Origin of the sequence: Paraburkholderia kirstenboschensis (genome assembly GCF_904848585.1) — a bacterium.
Classification (GTDB): domain Bacteria; phylum Pseudomonadota; class Gammaproteobacteria; order Burkholderiales; family Burkholderiaceae; genus Paraburkholderia; species Paraburkholderia kirstenboschensis.
In genome coordinates this window covers 1,128,739-1,153,073 of the sequence record NZ_CAJHCR010000001.1, presented here as the reverse complement: position 1 = coordinate 1,153,073, position 24,335 = coordinate 1,128,739, and the positions used below count along the sequence as shown (strand labels likewise).

18 protein-coding genes are annotated in these 24,335 nt (G+C 63.6%); 10 read left to right on the top strand and 8 right to left on the bottom strand.

Annotated elements, in window-relative coordinates:
• Window positions 1-41: 41 nt before the first annotated feature.
• The 6 genes from JMY24_RS05185 to JMY24_RS05160 are packed head-to-tail and all read right to left on the bottom strand — an operon-like array spanning window position 42 to window position 8,110.
• Window positions 42-1,196 (bottom strand): glycosyltransferase family 4 protein, encoded by a 1,155-nt coding sequence (locus JMY24_RS05185; protein ID WP_128594897.1) that lies wholly within the window; start codon window positions 1,194-1,196, stop codon window positions 42-44.
• Window positions 1,193-3,667, bottom strand: a complete 2,475-nt coding sequence (locus JMY24_RS05180) for an NHL repeat-containing protein (protein WP_128594896.1) — start codon at window positions 3,665-3,667, stop codon at window positions 1,193-1,195. Before JMY24_RS05180 ends, JMY24_RS05185 begins: the two co-directional genes overlap by 4 nt.
• A 13-nt stretch (window positions 3,668-3,680) precedes the next feature.
• Window positions 3,681-4,838, bottom strand: coding sequence for a glycosyltransferase family 4 protein (locus JMY24_RS05175; protein ID WP_128594895.1), 1,158 nt, complete (start codon window positions 4,836-4,838; stop codon window positions 3,681-3,683).
• On the bottom strand, window positions 4,835-6,013 hold the full coding sequence (locus JMY24_RS05170; RefSeq protein WP_128594894.1) for a glycosyltransferase family 4 protein: 1,179 nt from the start codon (window positions 6,011-6,013) through the stop codon (window positions 4,835-4,837). Before JMY24_RS05170 ends, JMY24_RS05175 begins: the two co-directional genes overlap by 4 nt.
• Window positions 6,014-6,038: 25 nt before the next feature.
• Entirely contained in the window at window positions 6,039-7,577 is a 1,539-nt protein-coding gene (locus JMY24_RS05165) for an O-antigen ligase family protein (RefSeq protein ID WP_201701473.1), read from the bottom strand.
• A complete protein-coding gene (locus tag JMY24_RS05160; protein WP_128590977.1) occupies window positions 7,577-8,110 on the bottom strand; it encodes a GNAT family N-acetyltransferase in 534 nt (177 codons plus the stop codon). Before JMY24_RS05160 ends, JMY24_RS05165 begins: the two co-directional genes overlap by 1 nt.
• Before the next feature lie 273 nt (window positions 8,111-8,383).
• Here JMY24_RS05160 and JMY24_RS05155 point away from each other — a divergent pair, with 273 nt between their 5' ends.
• The 10 genes from JMY24_RS05155 to JMY24_RS05110 all read left to right on the top strand — a co-directional run bounded on the left by JMY24_RS05155 (window position 8,384) and on the right by JMY24_RS05110 (window position 22,177).
• Window positions 8,384-8,632 carry an acyl carrier protein gene (locus tag JMY24_RS05155; protein ID WP_128594893.1) on the top strand — a complete coding sequence of 83 codons (249 nt, stop codon included), beginning with the start codon at window positions 8,384-8,386 and terminating at the stop codon, window positions 8,630-8,632.
• Window positions 8,629-9,885 (top strand): acyl-CoA dehydrogenase family protein, encoded by a 1,257-nt coding sequence (locus JMY24_RS05150; RefSeq protein ID WP_201701472.1) that lies wholly within the window; start codon window positions 8,629-8,631, stop codon window positions 9,883-9,885. Before JMY24_RS05155 ends, JMY24_RS05150 begins: the two co-directional genes overlap by 4 nt.
• Window positions 9,885-10,949: an amino acid--[acyl-carrier-protein] ligase gene (locus JMY24_RS05145; protein WP_201701471.1), complete on the top strand. Its 1,065-nt coding sequence runs from the start codon at window positions 9,885-9,887 to the stop codon at window positions 10,947-10,949. Before JMY24_RS05150 ends, JMY24_RS05145 begins: the two co-directional genes overlap by 1 nt.
• The gene (locus tag JMY24_RS05140) at window positions 10,946-12,031 is read left to right on the top strand and encodes a DUF1839 family protein (RefSeq protein WP_128594892.1); all 1,086 of its coding nucleotides are present in this window, start codon (window positions 10,946-10,948) and stop codon (window positions 12,029-12,031) included. The genes JMY24_RS05145 and JMY24_RS05140 overlap by 4 nt, the downstream gene beginning before the upstream one ends.
• Before the next feature lie 41 nt (window positions 12,032-12,072).
• Window positions 12,073-14,748 carry a glycoside hydrolase family 2 protein gene (locus tag JMY24_RS05135; RefSeq protein ID WP_201701470.1) on the top strand — a complete coding sequence of 892 codons (2,676 nt, stop codon included), beginning with the start codon at window positions 12,073-12,075 and terminating at the stop codon, window positions 14,746-14,748.
• A 626-nt stretch (window positions 14,749-15,374) separates the two neighbouring features.
• Window positions 15,375-16,109: a Crp/Fnr family transcriptional regulator gene (locus JMY24_RS05130; RefSeq protein WP_006048767.1), complete on the top strand. Its 735-nt coding sequence runs from the start codon at window positions 15,375-15,377 to the stop codon at window positions 16,107-16,109.
• Window positions 16,110-16,145: 36 nt separating this feature from the next.
• Window positions 16,146-17,555 (top strand): undecaprenyl-phosphate glucose phosphotransferase, encoded by a 1,410-nt coding sequence (locus JMY24_RS05125; RefSeq protein ID WP_128594891.1) that lies wholly within the window; start codon window positions 16,146-16,148, stop codon window positions 17,553-17,555.
• Between the two features lie 2 nt (window positions 17,556-17,557).
• Window positions 17,558-18,511, top strand: a complete 954-nt coding sequence (locus JMY24_RS05120) for a glycosyltransferase family 2 protein (protein WP_128594890.1) — start codon at window positions 17,558-17,560, stop codon at window positions 18,509-18,511.
• A 37-nt stretch (window positions 18,512-18,548) separates the two neighbouring features.
• Entirely contained in the window at window positions 18,549-19,742 is a 1,194-nt protein-coding gene (locus JMY24_RS05115; protein ID WP_201701469.1) for a polysaccharide biosynthesis/export family protein, read from the top strand.
• Window positions 19,743-19,765: 23 nt separating this feature from the next.
• The gene (locus JMY24_RS05110; protein ID WP_201701468.1) at window positions 19,766-22,177 is read left to right on the top strand and encodes a polysaccharide biosynthesis tyrosine autokinase; all 2,412 of its coding nucleotides are present in this window, start codon (window positions 19,766-19,768) and stop codon (window positions 22,175-22,177) included.
• A 242-nt stretch (window positions 22,178-22,419) separates the two neighbouring features.
• Here the strand turns inward: JMY24_RS05110 and JMY24_RS05105 are convergent, their stop codons facing one another.
• Together JMY24_RS05105 and JMY24_RS05095 are read right to left on the bottom strand one after the other, a co-directional pair.
• The gene (locus tag JMY24_RS05105; RefSeq protein ID WP_128589937.1) at window positions 22,420-22,842 is read right to left on the bottom strand and encodes a helix-turn-helix domain-containing protein; all 423 of its coding nucleotides are present in this window, start codon (window positions 22,840-22,842) and stop codon (window positions 22,420-22,422) included.
• A 269-nt stretch (window positions 22,843-23,111) separates the two neighbouring features.
• Window positions 23,112-24,326 (bottom strand): glycosyltransferase family 4 protein, encoded by a 1,215-nt coding sequence (locus tag JMY24_RS05095; RefSeq protein ID WP_128594887.1) that lies wholly within the window; start codon window positions 24,324-24,326, stop codon window positions 23,112-23,114.
• Window positions 24,327-24,335 lie beyond the last annotated feature (9 nt).

Below are 24,335 nucleotides of genomic sequence, written 5' to 3'. Positions count from 1 at the left end.
AGACACAGTGAAAACCGCCCGCTGTGAGCGCAACGCCGCGCTTACAGCGGCGTCGAGTGGCTCACACTTTCCGCCATGCCGGCACGAGCTGCGTCGATACCTCGCGTGGCAATGGTGGCGAAGCGGCGCGGCTGGCAACTTGCAAGCGTGCGTTCGTAGATCGCCAGATAGCCGTCGCTCACGCGCTGCACGCTGAACTTCTCGAGATCCTGCACCGCGCGTGCGGCCAATCCGGCGCGCCCGGCCGGATCGGTCAGAAGCCGCTCGAGCGCCGTTGCCAGCGTCACCGGATCATGCGGCGGCACGAGCACACCCGCCTCGCCCCCGTCGAGCATCTCCGGAATGCCGCCCACGCGCGTCGCGACGATCGCGCATCCCTGCTCGCGCGCCTCGCACAGCACGAGGCCCGCCGGTTCGTTGTGCGAGGCCAGCACGAACACATCGGCTTGAGCGAGATAAGCCCGCGGATCGGCGACAAAACCTTCGAAACGCGCATGTCGCGCGAGGCCAAGTTGCGAGGCCAGTTGCTCCATCGCGTTGCGGTCCGGACCTTCGCCCACGAGATACAGCACTGCGCCGGGCACGCGCTCGCGCAGCGCGGCAAACGCGTGCAACAGGTCGCGTATGCCCTTGCGTTCGTACATGCCGGCCAGCGTCACGATGCACGGATGAGCGAGTACAGGTAAGCGCGGCGCGATTGCGTCGGCGAGCCGAGGCGTGCCGAGCGCGCCGTTGCGCACGACGCTCAAGCGCGACTTCGGAATCCCACGCCGCTCCATTGCGGCGGACACCGCTTCGCTGACCGCGACAACGCGGTCGCCCACACGCATCATCGTCGCGCTCTTCTGAAATTCGTTGTGCACCGTTGTGACCAGCACGAAGCGTCGCCGAGGCACACCGAAGCGCGCGATCAGCGCGCCCGTCATCATGTGCGCATGCACGACGTCAGGGTCGATTTGCGAAACCAGCCTGTTGAAGCGCGCCACCATCGCCGGCACGCGTAAAGGCCGCGGCGATTGCGGCAATAGCACATGACGCACACCGTGCCGCGCGAGCAGTTCCTCGAATCCGCCGCCACCCGAGGCCACCGTTACGTCGTGTCCGGCGCGTGCCTGCATGCACGCGAGATCGACCATCACATTGACGATGCCGTTGCCCACATTCAGCGCATGATTGGCGAGATGGATGATTTTCATGGTTTTCCTGCAACGTCGATGGAGTTGCGATGAGCAGCCGCGAGCGCGGCCGTTGACGGCGTGAACCGGTACATCAATGCCTTGCCGTGCGCGTCTTCTTCGACGAATACGAGGTACTCGCCCGACGCGAGACGATGCGCGGTGACAGGCATCGGCACGTCGGCCCAACCGCTTGCCGAGCCGACCTCCTTACCGGGTGTGAGACGGCCGGTTTCGCGCCCGCTCGCGCGGTCATACACCCGCACGGCCGCGCTGCGTGTTTCGACGGCGAAGATGTAGTCGCCCGCCACCGCAAAGCCGTTGATCGAGAGCCAATCCGGCGGACCGCGGTCCGGCAGGTCGATCAGGTAGCGCAGCACCGGCTTGCCGGTTTTCCAGTGGTCGTAGCGGGCAAGCTGTGAACCAGCACTATTCCAGTTGTCCTGAACAAATGGACGCGCGCGCGTCGAACCGGAGACGAACATTGTGTCGTCGTCGGGAAAGTAGTTGAGCCGTGCGACGCGATAGAACGGCGCAGGGGCCGGATATTGCCGCATCGCCCCGTAACGGTAGACGGGATTGCCGACGCGGTCGAATCCTTGCAGCGGAAAGCAGCGAATGCCGGCAGCCTCGGTGCCCTGCCAGACGTCGCCGCGGCTGTCCACCCACCAGCCTCGCATTGCGGGCGCATCGGCGCCGTTGCTGCTCTGATCGAATGCGGTACGGGAGAAGTCGCCCGCGCCCGTCACGTCGCGCCAGATCCACTCGCCGTGCGCCGGCTGATTGCGCGGCCAAGGTCCGTCGATGTGCGATTGCGCGAACAGCCCCGACGGAATCGCCGTCTCGCGATCTTCGGCGAAACGATAGATGCGCAGATACGACGAATACATGTCGGTGGTGTACAGCAGCTGGTGTCCGCCGATGTCGCGCACCATCGGCATGCCCCGCTGGCCGCCGAGGTACAGATGAAAGTATGGATCGTACGGGTAGCGGAAACGGTCGGCGGTATAGCCCGCATACGACCACTCGTGGCCCGGCGCGCGCGTGAGATCGAGCGTGAAGCGCTTGCTGCCGCTATACACGGACGGCGGATCGCCGTCGACGAACTGCGCGCCGTCGACGAACAGCAGCCCTTGCAAGCTGAAGCGCTGTCGCCCATCGGGCGTATAGCTTTCGAGCAGCGCGCCGTCGTAAGTGCTCGGCCCGGTGCCGAAGGGGCGCGGACCCGCACCGTTCATCGACACATAAATGTTGCCCGCGCGATCGACGCCCACGCCAGTCAAACCGTTGAAGCGCCGGGGCCCCGGCGCACCCGCGCGTCCAGCGTAAATGCCGCCCTTCTCCCCTAAGCTGGCCGTCAATTTCATGGCCGTTCCTTGTTGCATATTGCCCGCCGACGTGCCCGTCCGGGCGCTCGCTGCCGCACCTGCGAGCGCGCCGGCGTCACCGGTAAAGATCAGGATCTGCTGGCGCACGCCGTTGTCCGCAACCAACAGGCGCCCGCGTGCATCGACGGTCAGATCCACCGGCACGACGCCTTCGGACAACGGCAATTCGCCGATGATTGCCCCATTGCGCGCATGGTGCACCACGCGTTGCGCGCCGTCTGTGCGGCTGTTCTCCAAGATCCATAGCGAACCGTCGGGCGCAAGCGCGAGGCGGCCCGGCTCGCGCACCGGGAATGCGCCGATTGCCTGCATGGTCTGCGCGTCGAACACCTGCACGCGATTTTCAAGCGCGTTCGACACAAAGAGCCGCGTATCGTCCGCGGCCAAACCACGAATCGCGTAGTCGGCCTTTGCGGAATAAGTGGCGATCAGCAGGAACGCGAGCCGGCTGCCGGCGGGATACTTCACCTGCCCGGCGAACGGCACGCCGTCGCGAATGTCCGCGCGACTGCGGCGCGAGATACCGGTCCACACTTCCCCTTCGCGTGGCGACGGTCTGTGCTTTGCGGTTTCGTTGCCGAGGCTCACCATGGTTTGCGCGACGTACACGTACTCGTCGTTCGCGGCAATCGCGTCGCCCCCCATCATTCCCCAGCCATGCGTTTCGCCACCGTGACGGAGCAGCTCGCCATTGCGGTACTGACCGAGTTCGCCACCGCCCTCGTCCCAAGGTGCGTTAGTGAACACGTCGCCTTGCGGCGTGACGGCGATCGCCTGTATGTCGATCTGCATCCAGCGCTGGTCCCCGTAGCCCCATGTATTGCCGATCCATGACGTTATATAGGATGACGAAGCATGCGAACTGGCCGCTTGTGCGTCGGCTGCGGAATTGCTGGCCGCCGCGTGGGTCGCTTCGGCCACTTGCAACATCTTTGCAGCCGCGGGTGGAGCCTCCAGCTGGCCCGCAGAGACCCCACCGCCCGGCAGACGACGAACGCCCGCGCTGTGCTCCGATTCGCCCGCCGCGAGCAGCACGACCAGCGGCAGCGCGAGAGCGCCCGCGCACACTAGCCGCTCGAATGTTTTGCGTGTGATGCGTCGCATGATTACCGGCGCGTCAGAACACGTCGATCGCTTCGCGATAGATTTGCGCGACCTGTGCGGCCACCACCGGCCTGTCGAAGTTCTCACGCGCATATGTGCGGCATGCCTGTTCGTCCGGCAACTTGAGGCGACCGAGCAACGCATCGGCCATGCCTTCGCCGATTGCCCTGTAACCGCCAGACGGCAGCACCAGATCGTGCGACAACGGCGCCACGGCTTCAGGCAAGCCGCCTACCGGCGTGACCAGAACCGGCGTTCCGGCAGCAAGCGATTCGATCGTCGTAAGGCCGAAGCCTTCTAGCGATACGGTCGGCACGACCGAGAGGTCGGCCGCGCGATACCACAACGGCACGGTCTCGTCCGGCACGAAGCCGGTAAGCGTCACGTTTCCCTCGAGGCCGCGCGCGGCGATGCGCGCCTGCAACTGCGCGGCGAGCGGGCCCTTGCCCGCAATCGTCAGCAGCACGTCGGGCAGCAGCGGCTTCACGATCGCCATCGCGTCGATCAGATCTTCGAGCCCCATGCGCGACACGAGACGGCGCATGCAGAAAACCAGCGGCCGGTCCGCTGCCAGACCGAGTTGCCGGCGCGCTTCGAGCCTCGTCATGCCAGTGTCGAAGTGCGCGACGTCGACGCATCCTGGCACGATGCGGATGCTGTCCTCACTCACGCCATAGGTCTCATGAAGCAGGCGGCCAAAAGCCCGCGACAGCACGATATGACGTGTCGCGCCGCGATACACGAAGCGTTCGAGCGCCACACGCAACGCGCGCGATAACCCACCTCCGCCGCCCGGATACGATTCCGCCGCCCACGGCCCATGAAAATGCACGACCTTCGGCACGCCGCGAAACACGCCTGCCGTCGGCGCTGCATAAAGCGCGAAATGCGTCGCGACGATGTCGGGCATGCGCGCGGCCCGCAGCACACGCGAATGCCTGCGCGAGGCCAGCAACCGCTCGCCCAGTTGCGCCTGCGCGCCTGCGAACGATTGCACGCGGCCACCGGAAGCCTTGACCACATCTGCACTGCCCGCCACCATGCCGCGCACGTTCACGCCTTGCGCGGGAAGCGTATCCACCAGCGCCTGAAACATGCGATCGAGGCCGCCTGGCCGTTCGGTGAACCAGTGCATGCCGATTTGCAGCGAATCGATTGGAGCCGCGCTCATAGTTTCACCGGCTCAGTCGTGCAGGCGGGCGGCAACGGTTGTGCCGCGCGGCGTGCATGCACCTGCTCGTAGACGGTCAGATAGCGCTCGGCCATGGCCTGCCAACTCAGGCTTTGCGCCACCTCTCTCGCGCGCGTGCCGAGGCTTCGCGCGTAGTCCGTATCGCTCGCGACACGCATGATCGCGGCGCCGAGCGCCGCAGCGTCGTTAGGATCGTCGAGCACCACGCCGCTGCCCGGCGCAATCACTTCGGCGCCTCCGGCGGTGCGCACCGTGATTACCGGCAATCCCGCGGACAGCGCCTCCAGCAATACCAGCCCCATTGGTTCGTAGCGCGAAGGAAACACGAACGCATCGACCGAACGCATCAGCGCGGGCATGTCCATCACCATGTCGGTGAAGTGCACGCGCGCGCTTAGTCCGAGCGATTCGACCAGCGCCGGATACGGGCTGTTGTGCAGAATGCCCGCGACCGCGAGATGCACGTCGGCGGACGTATGGACGAGCGCGTGCAGCACAGTGTCGAGGTTCTTGCGCGACATGCGCAGATCGCCCGCGAACAACAACATGAACGGTACTTGCGGCAAGCCGAAACGCGCGCGTTCACATGCGCCGGGCCTGAACTCGTCGACATCCACGCCGTTATGAATTACCTGCATGCGTGCCGCGCCGACACCCAACGCCCGCACCTCGCCCGCCACTTTCTGCGAAACCGGCACGATGATCTCGGTATGGCGAAACGCCCATTTCTCGCACGCAATGTTCAGCCACGTGTAGATAACCTGATACCCGTGATAGAAGCTGTGCAGCAGACGAAACGGATAGAAGCCGCAGCGATACCAGCCGTCGTGCACGAAGTGCGCCGCGTTGACGTCGGATCGAGCCCATGCAATGAAGCCGTTGACATGAACCACGTCGAACTCATTGCGGCGAGCGCGAATCCACGCACCGCAGCGCAAAGCGAACATCTGATATTGAATCAGCCGGGTCGGCAGGCGGCTCGTCGCAACGCGCACGAAACGCACGCGCGGATGCGCGATCAGTTCCGCAGCTGCTTCCGCAGCGAGCAGCGTAACCGTATGCCCGGCGGCCAGCGCCGCCTGTACGATCTCGTAGTTCACGCGTCCTTGCCCATCGTTCTTGCGCACGACATGGGTAACGATGAGAATTCGCATCCTGTTGTCCTTCATCTGTAATGCATCAGGTCCGCGAAAGAGCCGCGCCATTCGTGGCGTGCCGCGCACGCGCATAGCGCGAGGAAATCACCGGCAAGGTCACGCCGAGAAAGAAAAACATCCCGGATACGGAGGTGAGCGTGTTGATGAAAACCATCATCGAGAAGATGGCGACGGCCACACCTACGCCGGAAATAGCGAGAAGATCGGTTGGATGCGATCGGCTCGCGCGGTACGCGCGCCACAGCAACATGAGCACGCCTGTCGCGTAGAGCAGCGTGCCTGGCCAGCCCATCACGAAGGGCACTTCCATCAGGCCGCTGTCGAAGTCGGCTATCGTGGACGCAGATTTGTCGTCGGACAGCTTGGTGCCCTGACCCGTCGTGCCGAGGCCCTGGCCCGCAATATCGGTGAGTGCCGACGAGAGGAATGTCTTGTAGAACTCCGCTCGCGCCTGGTAGCTGTTGTCCTCGCCGATGTCCTGTATGGTGCTGAAGCGCCGCATCACGGGCTCGGACACCTGGTCGATCATCATCAGCGGCGCGGCCATTACGGCAAGGCCGAATACGCCGGCGAGCAAACGCATCCGGCTCCTGCCGTCGAGCATGGCAAATGAATAGCCGAGCGCGATTGCAAAGCCGCCCCACGTACTGCGCGCGCTGGTGAGCAGCAGCGCGGGAATGCCGACACAGCCGAGCACGATGCGCGCTTTGCCGCGCGCCGCGAGCGACATCAGCAAGATAGTCATTATCGTGACCGCGAACGGCCCGCAAGAATTCATCGTGCTGCTGATGCGCATGCCGAACGGCACCGGCTGCCCCTCGGATTCCATCTTCGAAGCGATCAGCCAGAAGGCATCCCACGGCATGGGCGAAACAAATTCGAGCAGGCCGTAGAGACTCATCAGGAGTCCGCCGTAAATGAACGTCTTCAGCAGGACCCGGTGGTATTCCGGATAATGGCGCCACGTCACGGTCATATAAAACGCGACCATCACTGGATAGAGCCAGTTGATCAGCGTAAAGGTTGCGGCAGCAGGACCGGCTTGCGCAAACCCCACTGCATACGCGTAGAGAAGTGCGATCACGATCAGCAGAAGCGGTGCGGCCCGGCGCTGGCCGAACGCGGAGACGTGCTTGACGAGCGTGAACCCCATGAGTGCGACCGCGAGCAACGGTGCGACCATGATCGGGCTTTGTTGATTGAACGCTCCGTTCACGAAGTCCGCGAGACGCCTCACCTCCGGCGTGAGAAAGAAAAGCCAGCAGACGAAGCCGAGGTAATGCGCCGGCGAGCGCCGGTACAGCAACAGCGCGACGCCAAAGGCGCCGGCTGGAAAGAACAGCTCGACCACTCTGCCCTGATGCAGCAGGATGAGGCCCAGCGTCGCGCCGAACAGCAGCAACGGCCAACGCAGCGGGTGACGCAGCGTTCTCGACGCACGGCGAGAGCGAGCGGCTCTGGCAGCTCGCGCTTCGCTCCCTGTCGTTGCGCCGTGCCTGCCGTCAGCCGACGTGCGCAGCGCGAGCCCCGCGCTCGACGGCGTGATCAGCACCGGCTCCATCACAGCATCTCGAACGTGTTGACGAGCGCCGCACCGTCGCGCTCGCGCCGCCGCAAGGCAGCGAGCGGCTGCGAGGTGCGCATCTGCCGCGTGAGGCCGATGAAAGGCACGCCATGTTCGAGATATGGGCCTTCCGTCTTGCGAAAGCCGAACTGCTCGTAGAACTCGCGCAAACCGAGCGGCGCGCACACACGCGCGGCGTGCCCCGGCCAACGCTCCGCAATGGCCTGCAACACGCGCTCCACCAGCATTTCGGCGGTACCGTCGCCGCGCCGCAGCGGGCTCGTCAATACCTTGTCGATCGTGATCTCGGGGTCTTCAGCATCGCCGGGCCGCACGCGAGCGTAGGCGAGAATCGGCATGGGCCGCCCCATGTCCTCCACGGCGAACACATGCAGCGAGCCCTCGTCGCGGCCATCGGCGTCGAGGTAGACATGCGATTGTTCGACGACGAACACCGCGCTGCGCGCCCGCAGGATCAGGTACAGCTCGCGTGCCGAAAGCTGCTCGAATTCCAGCGTTTTCCAGTTCATCACGTTCCCCAGCGGAATCTTTTATGTTCAACGGGACCGGCGCCGCACGCCGCCCGCGTGGGCCTCGTTCGACACGCCGGCCCGTCTGATGGCTACACGTTAAGGTCCCGATACACGCGTTTCCGTGCGGCATCGCACTGACGCTGTGCGTTGGCGATTCTTAAATACGAGGCACCGGATCGCGCATCACGTCGCGAATAAAAATCGTCCACATGCATTCGTCCACGTCGGCGAACGCGAAGAGACCGCTGCACAACTGAGGGGTACACCACCATGAAAACCGCATTGCGACGCATCCTTTCCGAATCCGCTCGCCTCGACGTGTCGCCGGAGAGCCTCGCGGACGATGCCGATCTCTATGCCGCCGGCCTCTCCTCCCTCGCGACCGTGCATCTGATGCTCGCAATCGAGGATGAATTCGACATTGAGATTCCCGACCGTATGCTCACGCGCCGGCTGTTCTCGAGCATCGATTCGATGGCGGCCGCGATCACCGAGTTGCAACAGGCGAAAGCAGCATGAACGCCCCTCTGCTGGATCCGGCTGCTTCGGCGGCTGCGACCGCGCCCGCGGCACTGGCGGCGATCGAGTCCGAACCCGCCTGGCGCGCGGCGGCGCAACGCTGTGCAGCGGTAGCCGCACAGTTCGCCGACGCCGTCGACAGCGACGCGCGGTTTCCCGCCGAAGCGTTCGCGGCGCTCAAGCGCGAACGCCTGCTCTCGGCGATGGTGCCGGCCGCATACGGCGGCGCGGGCCTCTCGCTCGCGGACGTCGGCGCGATCTGCGAAACGCTTGCTCAAGGCTGCGCGTCCACCGCGATGATCTATGCGATGCATCAGATCCAGGTCGCGTGTATCGACGAACACGGCAGCGAGTCGCCATGGCACCGGCAGTTGCTCACGCAACTTTGCGAGCATCAATGGCTTTTTGCATCGGCAACATCTGAGGAAACGATCGGCGGCAATATGCGCACGAGCGCCTGCGCGGTCGAGGCCGACGCCGAGCGCTTTTCGATCGAAAAACTCGCGCCGACGATTTCATATGGCGCGCATGCGGACGCAATTCTGGTCACTGCTCGCCGCACTGCCGAGTCGGCTGCCGCGGACCAGGTGCTGATCGTCGCGTTACGCGATGAAACGCTGCTCGAAAAGCGCGGCGTCTGGGATTCGATGGGCATGCGCGGCACCTGCAGCGAAGGCTTCAGACTGGTCGCCAGCGGTCTTGCCGGGCAGATCCTGCCGACGCCCTTCGCCGAGATCGCCGACCAGACCATGCTGCCGGTTTCGCACACGCTGTGGGCATCGGTATGGACAGGTGTGGCCGCCGATGCAGTGAATCGAGCGAAGGCCTTCTACAGGGCCCAGGCGCGTTCTAAGCCCGGCGCGATATCGCCGGCCGGCATGCGCCTCGCGCATGCTGTCGGTTTGTTGCAGATGATGCAGGCGCGTCTTTCGGTGGCGCTCGACGCGGCGCGTGCAGCGCACGCCGCGCGTCTTCATGAATCGCAGGCCGATGCGCCGCTCGCGGCGATGCTCGGCTTCGCGTCCGACATGAACACGCTGAAGACCAGCATCTCCTCGACGGCACTGGATGTCGTGCACGAAGTGATGATGATCTGCGGCATGGCCGGATACAAGAACGGCACGCCGTACAGCGTGGGACGCCATTTGCGCGACCTCTACTCAGCGCCGCTCATGATCAATAACGACCGCATCGCGCAGAACACCGCGAGCCTGCTGCTCGCGCAGCGTCCTGCCGCGCCGGGGAGAGTGTGATGAATACGATGACCGATACCGCTGCTATCGCTACCGCCGCGACTGGCGGCGAACACATTGCGCCGAGCTTTCGCGACGAGTTGCTGGCCGCGGGCCTGTTGATAGACACCGGCGAAAATGGACTGTATGGCCGTAGCCAGGTTTTCGAGGATGTCGTGGATCGGCTGAACGCGGCTATCACGCACCTCGGAGCCGATCAGGATGCCGAAGTATTGCGCTTTCCACCGGCCATGCGCCGGACAGACTTCGAGGACAGCGAATATCTGAAGAATTTCCCCGACCTCGCCGGCACCATCCACTCGTTTTGCGGCAACGACATGGGCCACCGGCGCCTGTTGCAAGCGCTCGACGACGCGATGATCGCAAGCGACGACGATCGCAGCGACGAATGGATGGCTCAACAAAAGCCCACGCGCGTCGTGCTGACACCGGCCGCCTGTTATCCGGTCTATCCGGTGCTGGCGCGGCGCGGCCCGCTGCCTGCGGGCGGGCGCACCATCGACGTGCTCTCGTATTGCTTCCGCCACGAGCCTTCTCTCGATCCCGGCCGCATGCAGATGTTTCGTCAACGCGAATATGTGCGGCTCGGCAACGCGCACGAGGTAATGGCGTTCCGTCAGATGTGGATCGAACGCGGTTCGCTGCTCGTCTCGCTGCTGCAATTGCCTGTCGAAGTGGACCTCGCCAACGACCCGTTTTTCGGGCGGGGCGGGAAAATCGTCGCCGATAGTCAGCGTGCCCAGGCGCTCAAGTTCGAACTGCTGATTCCCGTTGCGAACCCCGACAGCAAAACCGCGTGCCTGTCGTTCAACTATCACATGGACCACTTCGGCAAGATCTGGAAGATTGCCTGCGAAGACGGCACGCTCGCACATACCGGCTGCGTCGGCTTCGGCATGGAGCGCATCACTCTCGCGCTGTTCCGTCATCACGGACTGGACGTGAAAGCGTGGCCCGACGACGTTCGCGCATTGCTATGGGGCGATACTGCAACGCGCGTCGCGCAGGGCATGGCACAGATGCAGGCGTTGGCTGCTGCACCGGGCACCGGAGACGGCGCATGACTCCATCGCAGAGGCGCTTGCCGGGAAACACGTTCTCCACATTCCAGTTGCCTCGGCACCGCGCATTGTCCGCTCACGCTGAGCACGTTTCATCGCGAGCCGCGGCACTTCGCGCGGGAGAAGCGCGCCCGCGTCAGCATGAGCCGCATGCATTGCATCAGGGCGAGCGCGTCTGGCAGGAAACCAATTGCTATGTGGACCTGTGGATCGAATTGCTGCACGGCTTCGGTCTCGATCCGCGCGCCGCGTTTGGCTTCACGGTCACGCAGGACTTCGAAGGCGATCAGTTCACGTTCTTCAAGTTCCCCCTTGAAGACCTGGAGCGGCTCTACGGCACGCAGGTCCAGGAGCTCGCGATCTACGACTCTCTCGAAGCACGCGTGCTCGCGCAGACTCTGCGCGGCCACACCGTGCTCGTCGAAGTAGACGGCTTTTATCTGCCGAACACGCGCGCCACGTCGTATCGTCGCGAGCATCCGAAGACCACGGTGGGCGTCGACTTCATCGACCCGGACGCGCGCCGCCTCGGCTATTTCCACAACACCGGCTATCACATGCTGGATGGCGAGGACTACGACGGTGTATTCCGCAAGCTGCCGCAATTCGCACAGCAGCCCGACCTGCTGTTTCCCTACGTCGAATTCGCGAAGCAGGCGCGGCCCGCGCTGGAAGGCACGGCACTCGCTGAAGCGTCGGCGGAACTGTTGTGCGCGCATCTGGGCCGGCGGCCTTTGACGAATCCGATCTCCGAATGGCGTGCCGCATTCCCGGGCCACCTCGATACGCTGCTCGCGCGCGGTGAGGCGTTCTTTCACCCGTACTCATTCAATCTGATGCGGCAGCTCGGCGCGAACTTCGAGTTTCTCTCCAAGTATCTGCTGTGGCTCTCCGAGCAAGGCTTCGAGATTCCCGCGACGATTCCCGCCGCCGCGCAGCGTATCGCGTCGGAGTCGATGGTCATGCAGTTCCGGCTCGTGCGCGCGATCGCACGCGGACGCCGCGACCCGTGCGACGACTGCTTCGACGTGCTCGAAAGCGCTTACGAACAGACACTGCCGCCGCTCGCCGCTCTCGTGTTGTGACGCATGCGCCCCGAGCCCCGGGGACTCATCAGGAACCCGCCGTGGATGCACTGACGACCGACCCGGTGCCCGAACACGATGACATAGGCGGCTTGCCGGCTGCCGCGCTCGACGTTGCACCTGCGCATGCGCAAACACCAGGCTCGCTTTCACATGCCGCGCAAGCCGCACATGCCACGCAAGCCGTGCAACTCGCGCCCGACGACATCTGGCCGCAGCGACTCGACACCGGGTGGCAATGCGTCAGTACGCCGGCCGGCGCATGTGCGTCACCGAACGAGCTGCCAGCCCACGGCTGGCTCACGGCGCAAGTGCCCGGCACGGTGGCGAGCGCGCGCCGAGCCGCGGGTCGCTTCGACGTGGCGCATCCCGACCCCCTCGCCTTCGACGATCACTGGTATCGCGTTACGCTGAACGGCACGGGCAAACGGCGCTTGCGTATGCACGGACTGGCGACCATCGCGGAAGTCTGGCTCGACGGCGTCAAACGCCTCGAATCCGATTCGATGTTCGTCGCACACGACCTCGACGTCGAACTGAACGGCAGCGCGACGCTCGACATATGCTTTCGCTCTTTAGCGCCAGCGTTGGCGGCAAAACGCTCGCGCGCGAGATGGCGGCCGCGGCTCGTCTCGCCGACCACTTTGCGCAACGTCCGCACGACGCTGCTCGGCCACATGCCGGGCTGGTGCCCTTCTGTACACGCGGTTGGCCCGTGGCGGCCAGTCGAGATGCTGAGCGATGCACGAAACGCGGTCGACCACTTTGAAGTCGCGAGCCGGATCGACGGCGACGACGGTATTGTTTCGCTAACGCTACATTTCGTTCATCCGCACGATGCCGCGGCGTGCCGCGCTTCACTCAGTTGCGGCGGCCACGTTTCGTCGTTGCAATGGCGCGATGCCTGCACGCTGACCGGCAGCGTGCGGGTGCCGGGCATCGAGCGCTGGTGGCCTCACACGCACGGGGCGCCCACTTTATATCCGCTTCTATTGCACCTCGATGACAGCGGGGTATTCCCTCAACCGCTGGGCTCGATCGGCTTTCGTGAGATCGCAGTGGAACGCGGCGCGCACGGTACGGGCTTCGCGCTGCATATCAACGGCGTGCCGGTGTTTTGCCGCGGCGCGTGCTGGACGAGCGCCGATCTCGTCACGCTGGCCGGCAGCGAAGCGGAACTCCGGCACGCCTTCGAACTAGCCCGCGGCGCCGGCATGAACATGCTGCGCGTGGGCGGCACGATGGTCTACGAGTCCGACCTCTTCTATTCACTCGCCGACGAATACGGCGTGCTCGTGTGGCAGGACTTCGCGTTGGCGAATTTCGACTACCCGAAGGATGCGGCCTTCAGTGCGTCGATCGAATGCGAAGCCGCGCAGTTTCTCACCCGCACGCGCCGCTTCGCCTCGCTCGCGGTGCTGTGCGGCGGCAGCGAGGCCGATCAGCAGGCCGCGATGTTCGGGCTGCCGCCTTCGATGCGCGTGCAATCAGTATTCGACGAGCTGTTGCCCGCCATCGTCGCTCGCGAACGGCCGGACGTGCCATATGTGAGCAACTCGCCGTCAACAGGCGTGTGGCCGTTCTCCACTAATGAGGGCATCACTCACTACTATGGCGTGGGCGCGTATCAACGGCCACTCGACGATGCACGCCGCTCGCAGGTGCGGTTTGCCGCCGAATGTCTCGCCTTTGCCAATGTCCCCGACGACGCCACGTTGAATGAAGCGCTCGGTACGATCCATCCGCACGATCCGCGCTGGAAAGCCGCAGTGCCGCGCGATCCCGGCGCAGGATGGGATTTCGACGACGTCCGCGACCACTATCTTCAGACGCTTTATGACGTCGAGCCGGCGCGCCTGCGCTACGAAGACCCGCAGCGCTATCTGGACGTGTCGCGGGCGGTGGTGGCTGAATTGATGGGCGAGGTGTTCGCCGAATGGCGCAGGACCGGGTCGGACTGCGGCGGCGGACTCGTCTGGCAGCTTCAGGATTTGCGACCGGGCGCCGGCTGGGGGTTGATCGACGCGACCGGACGGCCTAAAAGCGCTTTGTACGGCCTCGCACACACGTTGCAACCCGTACAGGTGCTCCTCACCGACGAAGGCCTCAACGGCCTAGATATCCACCTGATCAATGAGCGCGCGCAAACGTTGTCAGCGCAACTCGAGCTTGTCTGTCTGCGCGACGGCCGCGTGAAAGTTGCGCAGGCGAGCCGCGCGGTGCAACTCGCGCCGCGTGCCACCGCGCGCATATCCGCCGCCGACTGTCTGGGTCAGTTCTTCGACCTGACGCATGCGTACCGCTTCGGCCCGCGCGCGCACGACGTGACGATCGCGACGTTGCGCGATGCGGCGAGCGGGCAGATCGTTTCTGAAGCGTTTCATTTACCGGAGCGGCGAACTGGCGAGCGTCACGAACTGGGTTTGACCGTCACAGTGGAGCGCGCCGGCGACGGCTGGCAGCTGGTGATAGAAGCGCAGCGCTTCGCGCGCTTCGTTCATATCATTGATGCACACTACCGCGCCGCACGCGACTGGTTCCACCTCGCGCCGAACCGTCCTTGCATCGTGCCGCTGATTCCGCTCGCGCCGTATGCATCGCAAAGCGCGATGGTTGCGCGCGCATCGAACGCCGGCTTTAAAGCTGATGCAACAAATGCGGCACCCGCCGGTGAAGTGCGTGCGCTCAATGCCGCGTGCCGCACGTTCTACCGGTAAACGTATCTTCTACCGCTGATTCCTTCGCAGGGCGCGTAAAACCTCGCGCTGCGCGAATGCATTCTGTTTGCGGCGGCCCACCACTGTCGGTTTTTTCGCGACTTCTGAAACCACAAACGATGAACCGTACGGCAGCGAACGCAGAGCGTTGAACACATCTGAATCAATTCCGGCACATCGCGGACATCGCGTGAAGCGGTGCCTGGAAAGGCCCGGTTCCCCTCAGTGCTTGCTGCGCGATACCCCTGCCAACCGGCGCTAACCCAATCGGATCAAGCACTTGGCTCATATTAAAACAGCGTCCACGACGCCCGCCGCGACGATGGCCGATGTACAGAATTGAAACAAAAAGCCGCATACGAGCACACCGATCAATCAGGGCGTTCTCGCTGCGTCGCACCAGTCAGGCTTTTCCCCATGGTTGGCACAGTCCTCGCTAATAGAAGAACGCGACACCGCGGCGCCGTAGGGGAGCAACGAAAACGGCGCGGCGCATCAGGAAAATACGGGGCCGGTTCTATTCATCCTCCCGCTGCTCGCAATGCAGCAGGACTTATAAAAGGATGCGGGAATCGGATCAAAAACAGGAAGACGCGCATACGCGCGCCTTCACGCGAGGACCGATCATGTTGACACTTCAATCAGATCTGCATGGAAACCATTTGCTCGGCGCATTGCCGTCCCACGAATGGCAAGCACTTGCTCCGCACCTCGAACTGGTTCATCTGCGCACTGAACAACTGCTCTGCGATTCGGGCCAACGCATTCACCATGTGTACTTCCCCACTACCGCAATCATTTCGATGCTGTCGACGATGGAAGACGGCAGCTCGGTCGAAATCGCCGCGGTCGGCCGCGAAGGCATGACGGGTGTGCCGGTGCTGACGGGCGGCGAGACCATGCCGAACCGCGTGCAGGTTCAATGCGCCGGCTTCGCGTACCGGATGAGCGCTCAAGCTCTGAAGCAGCAATTCGCACGCTCCGATTTCCTGCGCCGACTGATGCTGCTCTACATGCACGCCCTTCTCACGCAAGTGGCGCAAACGGCAGCCTGCAACCGCCATCACGCATTGAACAAACAACTGTGCAGATGGCTTCTCATCGAGGTGGACCGTGTCGCGTCGAACGATCTGACGGTGACGCAGCAATTGATCGCCGACATGCTCGGCGTGCGCCGCGAGGGCATCACCGAAGCGGCCGGCAAGCTGCATGACGAAGGCCTGATCCATCATAGCCGCGGGCATATCAAGGTGCTCGACCGCAAGGGGCTCGAAGCGCGTGCGTGCGAATGCTACGGACTCGTCAAGCGCGAGTTCGACCGCCTTCTGCCGCGCCTGCGCCAGGCTGAGACTGTCGAATAAAACACCGCACCGTTCGACTACCTCGCAGAGTCAATAATGTTCAGGAATACTGCGCGATGCCTCGACGCAATCTTCGTGATCGCGGGAGGCCTGCTCGCCCATTGGATGCGGTTTTCGACGCTTGCCGCATTGCCGGATACGGAACGCCTGCTGATCGCGTTTAACTGCGTGCTGGTGCTGCTGATGTTTCCCGGCTTCGGCGTGTACGAAACATGGCGCGGCAAGCCTTTGATGTCGATGCTCGCGAGAGTCGCGGCTGCATGGCTCGCCGTCGTCGCCGGTGCGTTGCTGCTCGCGTTCACGCTGCATCGCATGGATGCGGTGTCGCGCTTGTGGCTCGCTTATTCCACGCTGATCTCCGGCGTGCTGATCATCGCGACCAAATGCGCGGTGCACGTGGCGTTGCGCAGCGTACGCCGGCGCGGCATGAATTTCCGCACGGTTGCAATCGTCGGCGCCCCCGGGTTTGCGCGCACGCTGCTCGCTCATCTGGAACACGCGCCGCAAGCGGGCTTCAAACCGGTCTGCGTATTCGATAGCAGCATCCACACGAGCATTCATGCGAGCACCGAAGCGTCCGGCGCTTACGGCGCGCGTCTGAACCGCCTGCCGGTGCTGAGCGACCTGAACGCATTTGCCGCAAAAGTGCGGGACGAGCACGTGAACGAAGTATGGCTCGCATTACCCTTATCAGAAGAACGCATGATCTATCGTTTCCAGCGCATGTTCAGGAACGACTTCGTGAATCTGCGCTTTATTCCCGATGTACGCAGCCTCTCGCTTTTCAACCACTCGCTCGTCGACGTGGTGGGTTTGCCCACGCTGAGCCTCGGTGCACCGCCGTTCTCGCCGCCGCAGATGTGGCCGAAGCTGATTTTCGACCGCCTCTTCGCGGCCGCCGCGCTGATCGCGCTTGCGCCGGTTTTCCTGGTGCTTGCCGTCGGCATCAAGCTCACTTCGCCGGGACCGGTGTTCTTCCGGCAGACCCGCAAGGGCGCCGACGGCGAGACGTTCTCGATCTACAAGTTCCGTTCGATGACCGTGCATCAGGAGGCGCATGGCGAGCTCACCCAGGCCTCGCGCAATGACGCGCGCGTGACGAAGCTCGGCGGCTTCATGCGCCGTACGAGCCTCGACGAACTGCCGCAGTTTCTGAACGTGCTGCTCGGCCAGATGTCGGTGGTCGGCCCGCGTCCTCACGCAATCGAGCACGACGATCTCTACAAGGACCAGGTGTACGGCTACATGCACCGCTACCGGATCAAACCCGGCATTACGGGCTGGGCGCAGGTGAACGGCTATCGCGGCGCAACACGCAAAGTAGAAAAGATGGAAGCGCGCGTGAAGTTCGACCTCTTCTATATCCACAACTGGTCGTTCTGGTTCGACATGAAAATCGTCTTCATCACGATCTTCAAGGGCTTTGTCGGCCGCAACGCATTCTGATCATGCCGCTACGTGAACCGCTCGTGAAAGTCTCCGTGATCGTGCCGACGTATCGGCGCACCGCCGATCTGGCGAGGTGCCTCGCGGCGCTCGACGCACAGGAGCGCCGCCCAGACGAAGTGATCGTGATCGCCCGTCACGACGACCATGCGACGCTCGACTGGCTGCGCACGCGCGAGGCCAACCGGCCCGATCCGCGCCGCTGCGTCGTGCTCGTGCATAAGCCGGGTGTAGTGGCCGCCTACAACCTCGGCATCGAAAGCGCGTGTGGCGACGTGCTGTGCTTTACCGACGACGACGCCGCTCCGCATTCCGACTGGGTCGCGCGAATCGCTCGCGCATTCCAGAGCGATCCGAGTCTGGGCGGTCTCGGCGGGCGCGACATCGTGCATGAACGCAACGGCATTCTGCAGGGGCAGAAGCCGTGCGTGGGCATCGTGCGATGGTATGGCCGCACGATCGGCAATCATCACATCGGCCACGGCCAGGCGCGCGAAGTCCACGTGCTCAAAGGCGTGAACATGGCGTTTCGCCGCGAGGCGATCGGCACGCTGCGCTTCGACGCGCGCTTGCGGGGCAGCGGCGCGCAGGTTCATTGCGAAATGGGCTTCAGCCTCGACGTGCGGCGGCGCGGCTGGACGCTCGTCTACGACCCGGCGCTGCTCGTCGAACACTTTCCCGCTCAGCGTGGCGACGAAGATCAGCGCTTCACATTCAACGACACGGCTTTTTATAACGCGTCGTTCAATCTCCGACTCATCATGTGCGAACACCTGACGCCGCCTGGCCGATGGGCGTTCGTCGCTTACTCGACGCTGATCGGCGATCGCGCGGACCCGGGGTTCCTGCGCGCATTGTCGCTGGCATTCGAGCGCGGCGGACTGGCGCTTGCGCTTCGCAAATGGCGAGTGGGTTTACGCGCAATGCGCGGGGCATGGCAGGAAGCGGTGCGCTAACTATCGACGTACCGGCTACACGCGAAGGGACCATAAAATGACTATCAAAACAATTGCCGCGGCGCTCGCGGCTGCATCTCTATGCGCCTGTTCATTGGCGCCCGGACCGTACCTCGACACCAAACGGCTCGAGCCGCCCGCACCGCCGGAACAGACCGCCGAGAAGTTTCCGGTGCATGCAATCGACGTGGGTTATTTCCGCGAGCAACGCGCGGCCACCGTTCCCGCCGTTTGTCCGTTGACGTGCCTTACGCCGCAAACGCGCGGCCTTTACGAGTATCGGCTCGGGATCGGCGACCAGTTGACCATCATCGTTTGGGATCACCCCGAACTGACGGGCGGCATGGGCCTCGCAACCGGCACGCCGCCGTTGCCGGGCGGCAGCGCTGCGCCCTCGCCCGGCCCCACGCAGACGCAAGGTGCGACGCCCATCGCGCCCACCACGATGAGCAGCGGCGAAGGCGGTCTCACGGTGCGTGTCGCCAACAACGGCACGATCTTCTTTCCGCGCGTGGGCCGCATGAAGGTGCAGGGCATGACCGCGCAACAGGTTCAGGAAGCGTTGACGAAGGGGCTCGCGCGCACGATTCGCGACCCGCAACTCGACGTGCGCGTGTCGGGCTTCAACAGTCAGTCGGTGCAGGTGACCGGCAACCTGCGCACGCCCGCGTCCGAAGCGATCACCGATGCGCCGCTCACCGTGCTCGACGCGATCAACCGCGCGGGAGGCGCGCTGCCCGACGCGGATCTGCAGAACGTCGGCGTCACGCGCGACGGCAAACGCCATACGGTCGACGTGGCCGCGCTACTCGAAACCGGCGATCCGCAGCAGAACGTGTTGCTCAAGGACGGCGACATCATCGACGTGCCGGATCGCTCGAACAGCCGCGTATTCGTGCTCGGCGAAGTCAACAAGCCGACTTCGCTGCCGATGAACCGCGGCCGTCTCACGCTCGCCGACGCACTCACCGGCGCAGGCAGTCTCGATGTGAAGACCGGCGATCCGCGATACGTATATGTGGTGCGTGGCGCCGACAAAACGCTGACGCCGGACGTCTATCAACTCGACATGACGCAGGTGGACGCGTTGATGCTGATGACCAAGTTCGATCTGCAACCGAAGGATGTGGTGTACGTGCAAGTGTCGAATGCCGCGCGCTTTAATCGCGCACTCGAACAGATCACGCCGACTCTGCAGTCGTTGTTCTACACCGTCCAGTTGTCCAGATAAATTGCTTGCAACGGAGTATCGACATGAGTACGTATGACATGCTGGACCACGGGCCGGCGCCGGGCGGCGACGAAGACGCCGTGATGCGCGATCTGCTGCGCACGGTCACGGAACAGATCTGGTGGGTAATCGGCATTGCGGGCAGTGTGATTCTCGCCGCGGTCGTCTATACGAAGATCGCCACGCCGGTCTATTCCGCCGATGCGCTGCTTCAGGTCGACGCGCAAAGCAACGGCAACAACGCGCAAGGTCAGAAGCTGCTTTCGTTGATGCCGAGCGTGGGCCCGATGCGCACCGAGGCCGAGATCGAAATCATCAAGAGCCGCGCGGTGGTCGAGCCGGTAGTCGAGCAGTTCAAGCTGAATTTCAGCACCTCCGCCAACACCGTGCCGGTGCTGGGCAAGATTGCGTCGTTGTTCGCGAGCCCTGGGCATCCGTTCGCTGCACCGTTCGGTCTGACCGAATATGCGTGGGGCGGCGAGCAGTTCGAGGTTGGCTCGATCGTCGTGCCGAAGGCGCTCGAAGGCGCGCAACTGACGCTGCATGCGCTCGACAAAGGCCGCTACGTACTGACCGATGCGCGCGGCGCAACGCTTTTGACCGGTGTGGCCGGAGCGCAGGCGCAAGGCCACGACGTCACGCTGTTGGTGAAAAAACTGGTGGCCCGTCCCGGCACCGAGTTTTACATCACGCGCTTTAATCAGCTTGACGCAGTGTCCGCGCTGTCCACTTCGTTGCAGGTCACCGAGAAAGGCCGTGACACGGGCGTCGTGCAATTGTCGTATTCGGGCACCGACGCCCACGCAATCACCGCGATCACGAACGCCGTGGCCGCCTCTTATCTGAAGCAGCGCACCGAACGCGCACAGGAAGAAGCGAGCCACATGCTCGACTTCCTCAACAGCGAACTGCCACGCCTGCGCGCCGAGGTAAAGAAGACGGAAACCGCGCTATCGGAGTATCAGTCGAAAGTGGGCTCGTTCCAGCCGACTCAGGAAGCGGGCGTGTATCTCGCCGGTGGCCTCGACTATGAGAAGCAGATCGCGGCGCTGCGCATTCAGCGCGCGCAATTGCTGCAGCGTTTCACTCCCGAAAGCCCGGAAGTGCTGCAGGTCGACTCGCAACTGGCCGCAATGGCCCGCGAGAAAGCGCGCTTCGAAGACCACTTCACCACGCTGCCGAGTTCCGAGCGTAACGCGCTCGCATTGCAACGCGATGCCAAAGTCGCCGAGGAAATTTACGTCGCGCTTCTCAACAAGATCCAGGAGCTGTCGATCTCGCGGGCCGGTACCATCGGCAACGTTCACATCGTCGATGAAGCGTTGCTGCCGTCGAAGCCAGTGCGTCCGAAGTCGGCGCTGATCATTTCGGCGGGCACGCTGCTCGGTGTGATCGGCGGCATTCTGTTTGCGTACTGCAGGCGCAAGTTCTTTACCGGCGTGGCCGATCCGGAATTCGTCGAGCGCCGCTTCCAGTTGCCGATTTTCGGCGCGATCACATTCAGTCCGGAACAGGCGCGCAGCGACCGGCAACTGAGCGCGACGCGCGGAGCTGCCCTCGCCGCACCTCGTTCGCGGCCGACCGAGGTGGAAGATGCCACTGCGTCGTCAAGCGGCATCGCGGGACTGTTGTCGTCCCGCTCGCGCGCGAATGCAGCAGCAGACGAAGCGCGAAGCGAGCCGGTCGGCACACAGACCGTGATTGCATCGGGCAGGACGCCGGTGCGCCCGCTCCTCGTCAAGACGCATCCGTATGACACGACTGTCGAAGGCTTGCGCGGCCTGCGCGCGACGTTGCAGTTCGGCCTGCTCGACGCGCCGAACCGCATCATCGCGATTACGAGTCCGGCGCCGTCCGACGGCAAGAGCTTCCTGAGCGCGAACCTCGCGGCGCTGATCGCCGAATCCGGCAAGCGGGTGCTGCTTATCGACGCGGATTTGCGGCGCGGTCGCCTCGCACAATATCTCGGGCGCTCGCCTGAAGGCGGGCTCACCGAGTTGCTGACAGGCCAGGTGGACCTTGAAACGGCGGCACGCGCGACGGGCGTCGCGGGTCTGCACTTCATCGCCGCGGGCACTTACCCGCCGAACCCGTCGGAGATTCTCACCTCGTCCCGGTTCAGCGAAATCCTTGCGCGTTTCGAACAGCAGTTCGATCTGATCATCGTCGATACGCCCCCGCTGCTCGCGGTCGCCGACGCCGCGGTGGTCGCGAATCTCGCGGGCTCGACGGTGCTCGTGATGCGCGCCGGCGCGCACACCGAAGGCCATCTCGCAGAAGCGTTGAAGAAGCTGCGCCGCGCGCGTGCGCGTGTGGTCGGCGGTGTGATGAACGCTGTACCGCTGAAGAGTCACAATAAAAACGGTACGTATGACTATGCTTACGCATACACGTATGCGACTGCCCATTCTGACGACACCAGCACGAAGGGCTGATTCACGCTGTGAGCGGTAAAAGGTAAGCTATCGAGGGCTGCGCTGCAGGAAGGCGCGGCCCTTTTTCTATTGCCGCGTCGACGTGCAATGATGCAATGATCCAATGATGCAAGCGGCGCTGAAGCTATAGCAGACAGGACGCCGGCGGCGGAAAAACCGCCGGCGCAGAACGAGTGAGACGTCTTGAGTGAAAGCAGCGGCGCAGGCCGATCGCGGAAGATCACCGCCGCCTGACCACGGCCTTATAGAAACGCGCTGACGTCCGTCTGGAAACGCTGGGCAAGAGCCTTGGCGACCTTCTTGCTGATCGAACGGCGGCCCGCCAGGATATCGCTCACCACCGTCGGGGATGCGATGCCCATCAGGTCCTTCTGCTTCAGGCCGTGCGTCTCCAGCAGATGCCGCAACACCTCGCGCGGCTCCCCTTTCGGAAGCGTCGTATTCTGCGCTTTCCAGTTGCGCACGAGCTCCGACACGATCGCATGAAGATCGGCAAGCGGATCGTCCTCCTTGCCGTTCAGATGGGCGGCAAGCGCGCTGGCGAGCTCGACCATCGTCTGGTAATCATGCTCGTTGCGAATGGGAGTAATGGGCACGTTAGCCTGCAGCGCGGCCCAGCTTTGAGCAATGTCGGGAAAGGATCCCGGAAGGCGATCGGCATTCATGAGTGTAGGTTCTTCCTCGTCCAAAGGTCGTGCTCGCATGCGTCACCACGTGACGAACGAATAACGACTGCCTGTTGTAATGAATCGCCGCGACAATCCGTGCCGGCTGCCGCCGCGTCGACGACCGTGTATCGAGGCGGCCATGACCCACGCTGGCGCCTCCCCCCGGATAGCCGCTCGGGTGGCATCGCCCGGCGGCTTGTTCGATGATGCTGCACTGCTGAAACAGGTTTGAATCGCCGCGCAAGGAAGCTCGCGAAAGCCTCGGCTCATCGTCCCCAACTGCTCCGCGACGCCGGCTGTGGCCAGCCGACCTCGTCGGTGACGAGATCGGTGCCAGCCTTCTCCGCTACCGTCGCCTCGCTGCGCAAGCCCGCCGCGGCGATCGTACGTGTGACCTCGGCCATGAACGCGCGACGAAACACGGCCGACGAGAACCGCTCCGCGTTCGCACGGCATGCGGCTGGCGTGATCTGCTCGCGCTGCCGCTCGAAACGGTCGATGGCATCGAGCATCGACACGACAGTTTGTCGTCCGAAATAAACGCCTGTAGGATGCGCTTCACCGACAGGCACGACTGTTTCGAGCGCTCCGCCCTTGCCGAAGGCAATCACGGGCGTGCCGCACGCCTGTGCTTCGAGCGGGACGATGCCGAAGTCCTCTTCGGCAGCAAAGACAAAAGCCTTCGCGCGCTGCAAATAGTCCTTGAGAACTCCGGCCGGTTGATAGCCGAGTATCGTCACATTCGGCCCAGCCTTGGCGCGAATCGCAGCCATTTCGGGTCCGTCGCCGATCACGATCAACTGGCGATGCGGCGTTGCGCTGAACGTCTCGACAATCAGATCAATGCGCTTGTACGGCACCATTCGCGAGGCCGTCAGATAAAAGTCGTCCTTGTTCGTGCATAGTTCGAACTGGTGCACGTCGACGGGAGGCGGAATCACGGCCGCGTCACGCCGGTAGGTTTTCATCATACGGCGCGCGACGAATTGCGAATTGGCGACAAGACGGTCCACGCTATTCGCCGAATGCGAATCCCAGCCACGCAGATAATGCAGCAGCACGCGCGCGAGCCAGGACCTGGGCCCGCGCGTCAATCCCGCTTCACGCAGATACTGATGCTGCATGTCCCACGCGTAACGCATCGGCGAGTGCACGTAACTCACATGCGTTTGATCGGGTCCGACGAGCACGCCCTTCGCAACCGCATAGGAACTCGTGATAATAAGATCGTAGCCCGAGAGGTCGAACTGCTCGACCGCGAGCGGCATCAACGGCAAGTAGGCGCGGTAGCGGCGGCGCGCGAACGGCAGGCATTGAATGAATGAGGTGGTGACCGGTTTGCCGCGCAGCGGCCGGCGGTCTTCGAGAAAATCGACGAGACTGAAAAGATCCGCGTCGGGAAAGCATTCGATGATCTGCTCGAGTACTTTCTCCGCGCCGCCGGGTGCGACGAGCCAGTCGTGCACGATCGCAACTCTCATGATCTCCTT